At 50.4% G+C, this 10,711-nt stretch carries 9 protein-coding genes; 4 read left to right on the top strand and 5 right to left on the bottom strand.

Annotation, left to right across the window (positions count from 1 at the left end):
• Nucleotides 1-341: 341 nt before the first annotated feature.
• Entirely contained in the window at nucleotides 342-1,985 is a 1,644-nt protein-coding gene (pgm, locus tag ACQKDS_RS02810) for a phosphoglucomutase (alpha-D-glucose-1,6-bisphosphate-dependent) (RefSeq protein ID WP_399665530.1), read from the bottom strand.
• Between the two features lie 76 nt (nucleotides 1,986-2,061).
• Complete coding sequence (gene seqA / locus ACQKDS_RS02805) at nucleotides 2,062-2,598, bottom strand: replication initiation negative regulator SeqA (protein WP_399665527.1); 537 nt, start codon at nucleotides 2,596-2,598, stop codon at nucleotides 2,062-2,064.
• 274 nt (nucleotides 2,599-2,872) lie between these two features.
• Between seqA and ybfF the strand changes: the two genes are divergently transcribed.
• From ybfF to fur, 4 genes are all read left to right on the top strand, one after another.
• Nucleotides 2,873-3,655 (top strand): esterase, encoded by a 783-nt coding sequence (gene ybfF, locus ACQKDS_RS02800; protein ID WP_399666219.1) that lies wholly within the window; start codon nucleotides 2,873-2,875, stop codon nucleotides 3,653-3,655.
• 250 nt (nucleotides 3,656-3,905) lie between these two features.
• Nucleotides 3,906-4,193 carry a LexA regulated protein gene (ybfE, locus tag ACQKDS_RS02795; protein WP_399665524.1) on the top strand — a complete coding sequence of 96 codons (288 nt, stop codon included), beginning with the start codon at nucleotides 3,906-3,908 and terminating at the stop codon, nucleotides 4,191-4,193.
• Nucleotides 4,194-4,421: 228 nt separating this feature from the next.
• Entirely contained in the window at nucleotides 4,422-4,961 is a 540-nt protein-coding gene (gene fldA / locus ACQKDS_RS02790) for a flavodoxin FldA (RefSeq protein WP_399665521.1), read from the top strand.
• A 328-nt stretch (nucleotides 4,962-5,289) separates the two neighbouring features.
• Complete coding sequence (fur, locus tag ACQKDS_RS02785) at nucleotides 5,290-5,736, top strand: ferric iron uptake transcriptional regulator (RefSeq protein ID WP_399665518.1); 447 nt, start codon at nucleotides 5,290-5,292, stop codon at nucleotides 5,734-5,736.
• A 199-nt stretch (nucleotides 5,737-5,935) separates the two neighbouring features.
• On the opposite strand, the gene ACQKDS_RS02780 is transcribed toward fur, so the two are convergent.
• The 3 genes from ACQKDS_RS02780 to chiP are packed head-to-tail and all read right to left on the bottom strand — an operon-like array spanning nucleotide 5,936 to nucleotide 10,398.
• Nucleotides 5,936-8,599: a beta-N-acetylhexosaminidase gene (locus ACQKDS_RS02780; protein ID WP_399665515.1), complete on the bottom strand. Its 2,664-nt coding sequence runs from the start codon at nucleotides 8,597-8,599 to the stop codon at nucleotides 5,936-5,938.
• 18 nt (nucleotides 8,600-8,617) lie between these two features.
• Nucleotides 8,618-8,944: a ChiQ/YbfN family lipoprotein gene (chiQ, locus tag ACQKDS_RS02775; RefSeq protein ID WP_399665512.1), complete on the bottom strand. Its 327-nt coding sequence runs from the start codon at nucleotides 8,942-8,944 to the stop codon at nucleotides 8,618-8,620.
• 47 nt (nucleotides 8,945-8,991) lie between these two features.
• On the bottom strand, nucleotides 8,992-10,398 hold the full coding sequence (chiP, locus tag ACQKDS_RS02770) for a chitoporin ChiP (RefSeq protein WP_399665509.1): 1,407 nt from the start codon (nucleotides 10,396-10,398) through the stop codon (nucleotides 8,992-8,994).
• Between the last annotated feature and the right edge of the window lie 313 nt (nucleotides 10,399-10,711).

Below are 10,711 nucleotides of genomic sequence, written 5' to 3'. Positions count from 1 at the left end.
CTTAATGTATAACGCTAAGACGGCGTGATCATCAACCGCAGATCAGGCATGCCTGACCCCTACGACATCAGCCAATGTTGACGTAATCAGTGCCCGTCGTTTCCTACTGACGGTTGGAGCAAAAGCAGGCTGAATGTATAACGCTAAGACGGCGTGATCATCAACCCTAGGTCAGGCATGCCTGACCACTACGGCGTCAGCCAATGTTGACGTAATCAGTGCCCGTCGTTTCCTACTGGCGGTTGGAGCAAGAGCAGACTGAATGGATAACGCTAAGACGTTGTGATCATCACCCTCAAGCGCTGCAAAAAACAGCGCTTGAGGGGTAGCCGGTCAGTGTATTATTTCGCTGAGGCTAACACTTCACTGACGATCTCAACCGCCTCTTGCTCGATCTTGGCGCGGTGTTCCGCCCCCAAGAAGCTCTCGCAATAAATCTTATAGGCTTCTTCGGTACCCGAAGGACGCGCGGCGAACCAACCATTGTCGGTCATGACTTTCAACCCGCCGATCGAAGCACCATTGCCCGGCGCGGCGGTTAGACGCGCGGTAATCTCATCCCCCGCTAGCGTGCTGGCTTTGACCATTTCTGGCGACAACTTAGCTAACGCCGCTTTTTGCGCATGTGTCGCCGGCGCCTGAATACGGTTGTAACTTGGCGCTCCGAAACGTGCGGCTAACTCATCATAATGGTGCTGCGGATTTTCGCCGGTCACGGCCGTGATTTCCGCCGCTAACAGGCACATGATGATGCCATCTTTATCCGTAGACCACGGCTGACCGTCGAAACGCAGGAACGAGGCACCCGCGCTTTCTTCCCCGCCAAAACCGAAGCTGCCATCGTACAAACCGTCAACAAACCATTTGAACCCGACCGGCACTTCCACCAGCTTGCGCCCCAAATCGGCCACAACGCGGTCAATCATCGCGCTAGAAACTAATGTTTTACCCACGGCGACGTCAGCCCCCCATTGTGGACGATGCTGGAACAGGTAGTTGATCGCCACCGCCAGATAATGGTTGGGGTTCATTAGGCCTTTCGGCGTGACAATACCATGTCGGTCGTAGTCGGGGTCGTTAGCAAAGGCCAGATCAAACTTGTCACGAAGTGCCAGTAATCCCGCCATGGCAGATTCTGACGAGCAATCCATACGGATAATGCCATCATGATCCAAATGCATAAAACGGAAGGTTTGATCGATAGCATCGTTAACCAGCGTCAAATCCAGCTTGTAGTGCTCGCCAATACGCTGCCAATAGGCGATACCGGAACCGCCGAGCGGATCCACGCCCAGTTTCAGCCCCGCACGTTGAATAGCAGGCATATCGACGATCTCCGCCAGCCCCTCAACATACGGTTGCACCAAATCCTGCGCATGCAGATGGCCGCTGTTCCGGGCTTTATCCAGTGACTGACGTTGTACCCCTTGCAACTGAACAGCCAGTAACGCATTAGCGCGCTTTTCAATTACTGATGTCAGGTTAGTATCTGCCGGGCCGCCGTTAGGTGGATTGTATTTGATACCACCGTCTTCTGGCGGATTATGCGAAGGCGTGATGACAATGCCATCGGCTTGCGCGCCGCCTTTGCGGTTGTAGGTGAGGATCGCGTGCGAAATGGCCGGGGTCGGAGTGAAACCGTTGTTTTCTTGAATAACCACATCGACACCGTTCGCCGTCAACACCTCCAAGACGGAAATGAAGGCAGGCTCAGACAGCGCGTGAGTATCTTTACCAACGTAACATGGGCCCGTGGTGCCCTGTTGCTGGCGCACTTCTGCAATCGCCTGGGCGATGGCCAGAATATGTGCTTCATTGAAACTGTGGCGCAAAGCGCTGCCTCGGTGGCCTGAGGTACCGAATTTCACCGCATGGGCGGCATTGCCCGTTTCCGGTTGCAACACATAGTACTGCGACGTTAACTGCGCCACATTAATCAAATCACTTTGCTGAGCCCGTTGCCCGGCACGTGGATTATTCGCCATCAACCTATCTCCCTTTCCCCGATCTAGGACCGGGCGATAGATAGCGCACGGCCACAGTAACGGGCTGTTCGCTAAATCAGATAGTACCGCAGACTTTTTCAGTCAGTTCCGTCGGGAACTGCATAGCCAGCATGATATGTTCGATCATGCTGCGTTTGCGGCCAGTATTGGTATTGGTGATCACCCAATAAGGGGTGCCCGGAACGTGTTTCGGTTTAGTATGCGTGCCGTTTGCCAACAGAGTTTGTTGGTCGCCAGCAAAATACGTGCGGGTACGGCCGTGTAATGCCTCGGTCGCGGCAGCAAATGCCGATGCATCCAAGGTATACAGCGTGGAAAGTACCAGCATAAAACGATTTACGGCTTTGTTCTGCTCAGCGTACTCATCCGAAAGCAGCAGTTCACGCATGGCGCGTACGCGATCGCGCGGGCGTGGCGCGGCGGCCTTTTCCGGCTCCACGCTAGAGGCGGCGGAGCTCACTGCGGCACGCAACGGCTGGCCCGCGGTAAACTTCAACATACGCCGTAAAATATCGGACGCACTTTCCCCAATATGTTGCGTGTGGCTGGCAATATAACGGTAAAGTTCTTCGTCGACTTCAATAGTTTTCATCTTTATCCAGTACTGTATTTTTCTACGTAGAACCTGAAACCAGGCTCTGCATTCAAGCCATGGGATTATAAGGTTAAAGTGTCAAGGCTGACATAACAATGTGCCTTAACATGGCAAAAGCAGACTAATTCCCTTTCGCTGGCACACGTCAAACGATACCGGCGCACCGTTGTTGGTTGCCCAGCCCATGATTAACACATTTTATTTGGCTAACGCAGCGGCACTCACCCATCATCCGAATGTGTATGATACCCTAACAGAATGTCTCTCGGTCATGAACTTCGCCATGAAATTACATTATCAAATGTCAGCCGCACCGGCTGAACACTCGACCGCCCTGCCTATCGTGCTGATCCACGGTTTATTCGGCAATCTGGACAACCTTGGCGTGTTGGCGCGCGATTTGAGTCTGCAACATCCGCTAATCAAAGTAGATCTGCGCAACCACGGCCTGTCGCCACACTCGCCGGAAATGAATTATCCGGCAATGGCGCAGGACTTGCTGACGTTGCTGAACGATCTGAAGATTAAAAAAGCGCTTGTCATTGGGCATTCGATGGGCGGCAAAGCCGCGATGGCGTTAACCGCGATAGCGCCATCGCGTATTGAAAAGCTGGTGGTGATTGATATAGCGCCGGTGAATTACACAACCCGCCGCCACGATAGAATTTTTGCCGCGCTCAACGCGGTCAGCGCCGCAGGTATCATACAGCGTCAACAGGCAGCCGAGCTGATGCGGAACACGCTGGATGAAGAAGGGGTGATCCAATTTTTACTGAAATCATTCCACCAGGGAGAATGGCGTTTCAACCTGCCGGTCCTCATTGAGCATTATGAAACCATTCTTGGCTGGCAAGAGGTGCCTGCTTGGCCACATCCGATTCTGTTTATCCGCGGCGGGCTTTCGCCTTATGTGCAGAACAGCTATCGCGATGCTATCGCCCGCCAGTTCCCACTGGCGCGTGCACACGAAATTGCGGGCACCGGTCATTGGGTACATGCGGAAAAACCGCAGGCCGTACTGCGCGCTATTCATCGTTTTCTTAACGACGTCTGAGCATCAATTGGTGGAAAATCGCGCTTAAGAGCGCAGCTTAGCCCCTTTGCACCGCAGTTAAGCATTGTCGTTGCTCTACCTGCTGGGGTAATATGGCGCGCTATAATTTTGCCGCCATACCCAGCGTGCTGTCAGACGCTAGGTTGGGGGTGAATTTGGGTTAGGTTGTATCGACCTGAACTGTATTAACCGAACCGTCCTGAAGCGTGAAACGCTTTTTGATGCAAACTCCCTTGCAGTACCGCTACCTATGGCAAAAGAACAAACGGATCGCACGACGCTAGATCTGTTCGCAGATGAACGCCGTCCGGGGCGCCCGAAAACCAATCCGTTATCCCGCGATGAACAGCTTAGAATCAATAAGCGGAATCAATTACGGCGCGATAAAGTACGTGGATTGCGGCGTGTGGAACTGAAAATCAACGCGGATGCGGTGGACGCTCTGAACAAACTGGCGGAACAGCGTAATATCAGCCGCAGCGAGCTTATCGAGCAAATGCTGCTGGCGAAGCTGGCCGAAGAACAGCCAGAACTTTGATCTTATGAGCCGCACACGCGGCATGGCGTTAAGGATGACGCCGGATCATCTCCGCATCATTCTCTTCGGGCATCGCATAAACGCGATAAAACCCCAGAGTATATTTCTGGCATGATACGCCTTTATTGATAAGACTTGGGTCTTTATCATACGGTTGTTTTAAACAGTATCGGTGCAAGCGTCAGGCATCAAAATTGTAATTAATTGAATTTAAAGGTTATATTCGATATGGCTAACGTAGGCATTTTCTTTGGCAGCGACACCGGCAATACCGAAAACATTGCAAAGATGATCCAAAAAATTCTTCGCCAGCAGTTTGGTGACGATGTGGCTGAAGTTCACGATATTGCCAAAAGCAGCAAAGAAGATCTGGACGCATTCGACATTCTGCTCCTCGGTATTCCAACTTGGTATTACGGTGAAGCACAATGTGACTGGGACGATTTTTTCCCAACTTTGGAAGAGATAGACTTCAACGGCAAACTGGTGGCGCTATTCGGCTGTGGCGATCAGGAAGATTACGCAGAGTACTTCTGTGATGCAATGGGCACCATTCGTGACATCATTGAGCCGCGCGGTGCCGCGATCGTTGGCCACTGGCCAACTAAAGGCTATCACTTTGAAGCCTCGAAAGGTTTGGCAGACGATAACCACTTTATCGGTTTAGCCATTGACGAAGATCGTCAGCCAGAATTGACCGACGAACGCGTAAGCGCTTGGGTCAAACAGATTAGTGAAGAACTGAGCCTGGCTGATATCATCGGCTAAACCGCTTTGTAACCAAAACGGTTTTATCCAGGCCCTGCAAACGCATCACGAGCGCAGGGCCGTTATCGGCATCGCAAACTGAAGCAATAGAAGCTACAAAATTGTAACTTCTTCCCTCATCAAGGTAGACTAGCGTTACGGTTTATCCCGCCCATCAAGATGTTGCATGTGTGACATGTAACGGTGTGAATATATCTTTGTTAACAACCGGCGGTTTCTATTTAGCTCAACCGGTTCTATAATGAGACGCAATTAATTCTTTGTGCCGACCGATGCCATAGGCAAAAATGCCTCAACTTGATTAGCATAGTAACAGGACTGAATCCGCATGACTGACAACAACACCGCGTTAAAGAAGGCCGGCTTAAAAGTCACGCTTCCGCGACTCAAAATCCTGGAAGTACTGCAAGATCCGACTTGCCATCACGTCAGCGCGGAAGATTTGTATAAAAAACTGATAGATATGGGTGAAGAAATTGGTCTTGCGACAGTTTATCGCGTACTGAACCAATTCGACGACGCAGGAATTGTGACACGCCATAACTTTGAAGGTGGAAAATCCGTCTTCGAACTGACACAACAGCATCACCACGATCACCTGATTTGCCTGGATTGTGGCAAAGTTATCGAATTTAGTGATGAGTCAATCGAAGCGCGTCAGCGAGACATTGCCAAGCAACACGGCATCAAACTCACCAACCATAGCCTATACCTCTACGGCCACTGCGCTATTGGGGATTGCCGTGAAGACGACACGCTGCACAACATAAAATAACGCTAATTTATCTATCGCAAGGAACCGCCCAACGGCGGTTTTTTTATGTCTTTTTTTGGGTAAAAAAATCCCCGGACGCGCCGGGGGAAATCATGTCAAAAGATAACAATTGCAGCGACACTTCGACCCATACGGCCTTACTGCTCTCACTCACCACACTCCGCCCCACCCGCCGACACGCTGGTGAGGCGTTACTCACTTACGCCTTCACTGACTCTATCCGGCTGAATCGCTTGCCATCAGGGCTGACCGCACGAATGTGTACTTCACCGGCCACGGCTGGCTTGGCACTGTTGTCATAACGCAACCACTGCTGCCCCCCGTCGGTGGAATACTCGATAGCCAATCCAGGCAGGGCAATATTGGCCTCCAATGTGCCATCTACAATACGTGCGCCAGGCACCGGTAAACGATAACTCACACCGCCTTTATCCAACTTGGCCAACTCACGTTGCCCCAATAGGTTGGCGAAATGCAGCCAATCCCGATCCAGTTTTTTCGTATCGACAAGCTGAGTTTCCCCACCTTTATACTCGCGACCGGCCTTATAATCCTGTTCCCAACTGGCGCGGTGCCAGGCGCGTTCAGCTACCGACAACGTACGCGGGAAGATCATGTATTCCATTTGTGTATCGGTACGCACGATCTCACTCCACAGCTGGATGGAAACACCATACGCACCCGGCCATGGTTTATCGCTCTTGGCAGTAAAATAGTTACCATCACGATCGACAGACGTTTCGGCGTTTTGCGGCATGTTATCCGGCGCGAAGCTGAACATTTTACGCTCATCGCTGAATCGAGTCCCCCAGTAGTAGCCACTCTCGTTTGGATTCACTTCATACGGGAAATCTAAATACACGTAGTCCGGGTTTGAAACCACGACTTCATATCCCTTGTTTGCCCAATCATTCACCGAATCGAAACCGCCCCAATAGAGGGTATCCCAGAAGTTGACGCCGACGCGCGAAGTGGCAAAGGATTTGGCACTCTCAGCATCTTTCAGACCATCCTGCCAAGCCTGCATTCTGTCAATGCCGTGGGCTTTAACCAGCTTGCTGACTTCCTGACCAAAGTAGCTTGGCAAGTGTTCCAAATCGGCAACCTTGCCTTCCTTAATGATGTTTTGGCAAACCTGCGATTTTGCCCACGGTTTATCTTCTTTACTTTGATCGAGAATGCCTTTGCCCGGCTCTGGGTTCTTAACGTCGGTATAGCCTGCCCCCAAACGGATATTCTTCGCTTCGTCACCACCGAAATGCCAGGTTTTCAGCGGTTGACCCGCCTCTTTGTGCATCTGCGCGATTTCGCCAATCACTTTATCAACGAAACGGTTGGAGGAATCCAAGCAAGGATTCAAGTAGCTCTGGCGATTAAAGAACTGTACCGACGTGGTGTTTGAGGTATCCGTTGGATCAACCAAACGGAACTCCTCGGCTTCTTTCTCTTTACCCTGCGCATGTAATTTCTTATAGCGTGCCTCCATCGATACTACAGCGGCACGAGCATGAGCAGGCATATCGATCTCTGGGATCACTTCTATCTGGCGCGCCTGCGCATATTTAATGATATCGATGTAATCTTGACGTGAGAAGAAACCGCCGTACACATCCGGCCCCTGACCATACTGTGGCAACAAACAGGTGGTTTCGCTTAGGTCGTGACAACGTTGGCTCCCGACCTCCGTCAGCTCGGGTAAACCTGGGATTTCAATTCGCCAACCTTCATCATCCGTTAGGTGGAAATGGAATTTGTTCAGCTTGTAGGCAGCCATCTGATCTAACAGACGCAACACGGCATCTTTCTGATGGAAGTTACGTGCAACATCGAGGAACACCCCGCGATACTGGAAGCGCGGCGCATCTTTGGCTTCAAGCGTAGCGATATTTTTACTACCGTCACTCGGTATCAGCGACAGAATGGATTGCAGACCGTAAAACACTCCGCTCTGATCAAAACCGGTAATGACCGCCTGCTTAGGTCCTATTTTCAACTCATAGGCTCCCGGCACCGCCAGTTTATCTTTAAATACATTCGGCTTGATATCCGTCTTGATGCGGTAGCCGCCTTCAGCCTCAGCAACGCCAAGTAAGGCGAACCGGGCGCTAACCACGTCAGCGACCGGTTTACTTAACGCACTCAGATCCAATGCAACGCCTTTGCTCAAATCGGCGTCTTGCTGATGAATTTTAACCTCCAGCGGCGTAGGGATGATTTGCCCACGTAACGCGCTAGCCGGTAAGGTTTCTAACTCGGCGTTCTTAACAAAACGTGACGCGGGCGTCATCAGGATATTTTTATCATCCTTGGTACGCTTCCACTGGTCACCGGTAAAAGGAGCGACAAACTGATCCAGATCTTCGGTATCCGTATTGGCCAGCATCTTAGGTTGCGCATCACCCGATGTCGCATACCAGCGTGGCAAAAAGTCCGTTTTGAACAATTGCCAATATTCAGCGACGATCGGTATTTCAACCGCTTTGTTGGCCGGGAAACCGCTAAAACTGTCGGTTGGCTCCAGCTTATACAAATCGCCGGTCAAGTGTGTAATGGTGAACTGCTCGTTATCTACTTTTAGCGTCTGGCGCGGGCTGTGAAAGAAAATAGCCCAGTCTTTACCCGTAATATCTTGCCCATCATTCGCCAGCGTAATCAAAACTTTATTACACGATGCCCAATCAGCACCCAGTTTGGCACAATCGACACCGTTATCCGCCGCGCGGTTATCCAGCATTTTAATATTCAACGTTAACTGGCTCAGTTGATCGACCAACTGTTGATCGGCCATCGCACTGCCAATACTGCCTAACATGCCGACTGTTGCCGTCAGTGCGGCAAGCGCACTCATCTTAAATTTGTTCATCTACAACCTCATCCGTAATCAGTGATTATTTGCGCGAATTTCCTGCCAGACCTTGCCACACTTAGCTTCGTACGCCTGGCCATCGCCAGTGTGTACCGCTTGTATGCAACGCTGATAGTCCAGTACGCGGACCGTTTCCTGTTCGGCGAACTGCTGATGCTGTTTCTCTTGTTTCAAGACCGCCAATACCGCCTGGCAAGCGTGCAGCTTGTCTGGTGAACCTTCAGCGGTATTGATACAAGCGCTATAGGCTTGACGTAGTTTGGCGTCTTCTGGTGGCGTTTGCGGTTGTACGCAACCGCTCAGTACGATCAGCGCCCCCGCCACTAACATTAATTTTTTCATCGTGTAATTCCGTTTATGTTTCCCCGGTGTCACCACCGGGAGAAGCATTAGAAGATAGTGAAGGGAGCAATAACGATAAATTTAACGTCGCGTTCATCCTGGAAGATATTGCCGTAACCACCACCCCAGCTAGGGATATCGGTGTGGTTGTCATATTGGGTGAAGTGCAGCTTGAACAACGTGCCCTTGGCTCGCCCTTCCTGAACGGTGTACATTGCATCCAGGCTGTAGGCACTTTCTTTCAGACGTTGATTTTGGTCATAAATTGGATTGGTGCTCGGTTTAGCATCCCAACCATAGACATAAGACGCCCCAACGGCCCATCCCGGCAAATTCCAATTACTGAGGTCATAAGTCGCACCGGCGAATACCGCTTTCTCGCCATTGGCGTTAAAGTCAGAACGGTTATCCCACCAAATATCCAAGCGACCGTTGGATGAAGCATAGGTTGGCGTCATACGCTGCAAGAAGAACCCTTGGTTACCTTCTGCTTTCACCCACGTCCCTTCAAGGCGCAAATCCACTTGGCCAATTTTATAGCCGAATGTTAATGCCTGTAGCCAAGCCATGCCGTCGTAGAGATCACTGGTGCTAGATGGGTTAACATCTTTCGCATCGTGGATGCGATCGCGTGCGCCATAGAATTGATAGGTGGCACTTAACGGGCTACCCGCCACATCAAATTTATAGGAACCTTTAGCAAAATATTGATCCATATAACCTTGAGACTGGCCGAATGCGGCCTCCAGAACTAAATCGTTCTTAAAGTCATATTTTGCGCCAATCGAATGTAAGTAAGAAACGCCGGTTTTTTTATCCCCTTGGCGAAACTTATCCATTTCCAGGTTCCATGGAGACTTATATTTGTTAGTCCACATATAAGAGAAACTTAAAGCTCCGGCGTCACCGTAATCAAAATTAGCGCCGGCTTCAGCCCCTTGGTAAGTTCCCGGCATAAAACTCCAGTGCGGAGCCAATAACGTTTGCCCGGATGGTTGGAGCCACCCCGCACGCGCCCAGACCGGGCCAGACTTAAATTTACCCGCCGCTTTGTAAACGCTTATGCCACTTTTATCGCCAGACCAGTCTTCATCATAGGCGTGATTGGAGTGTGAAAAGGCAATTTCATTTGGGTGGCCACTTTCGCTCGACTCTGCCATTTCAATAGCAGTAAAGGCCGCCAGATCGATACCGAACATATCTGCGGCATAGCCGGAAGAAAAGTCCAGATTGGCATTCCAGGTCGAGTGAGAAAGGTTAGTTTTGTATTTATCACCATCAGTTACGTCTTTACGGTCACGTTCACGTTGCCAATAATAAACACCGCCGGTCAGTGTAGAATCATCGATAAACCCTGCCGCTTGCGCTTCGGGGGCCATAACAAAACCCGTGCCTAACAGTGCACCCGCAACCGCGAGCGCCAGCGATTTACGCTGAGCACCGTACGTAGCCATAATGAAATTCCTCTTTGACGTAACATAAAAGTTGCGGCCGCCTGTGTTCAACACTGCCCTGCACAACCGCTAATAAAACCCAATCGGGTAAAAAGTTTTTGCGATGAGGAGAAAACCTCACAGCATTTATTGCTACAGCTAGACTATTTTTCGCGACGCGAATTATCAAATGAAAACTGCGATGAGTTTGTCAAAGTATGACAAAGAGCACATATCTATGATTAATTGTTACATTGATCGAAAAACAGCGTTTTGAATAAAAAATTCAATAAAATCAGAATAAATGGCAATACAGAAAAGAATTAAAATTAAT

The sequence above is a fragment of the Serratia sp. NPDC078593 genome (assembly GCF_050268245.1).
Classification (GTDB): domain Bacteria; phylum Pseudomonadota; class Gammaproteobacteria; order Enterobacterales; family Enterobacteriaceae; genus JBNNGK01.
The sequence above is the reverse complement of the archived record's forward strand: the minus strand, read 5'-3'. Positions and strand labels throughout refer to the sequence as shown.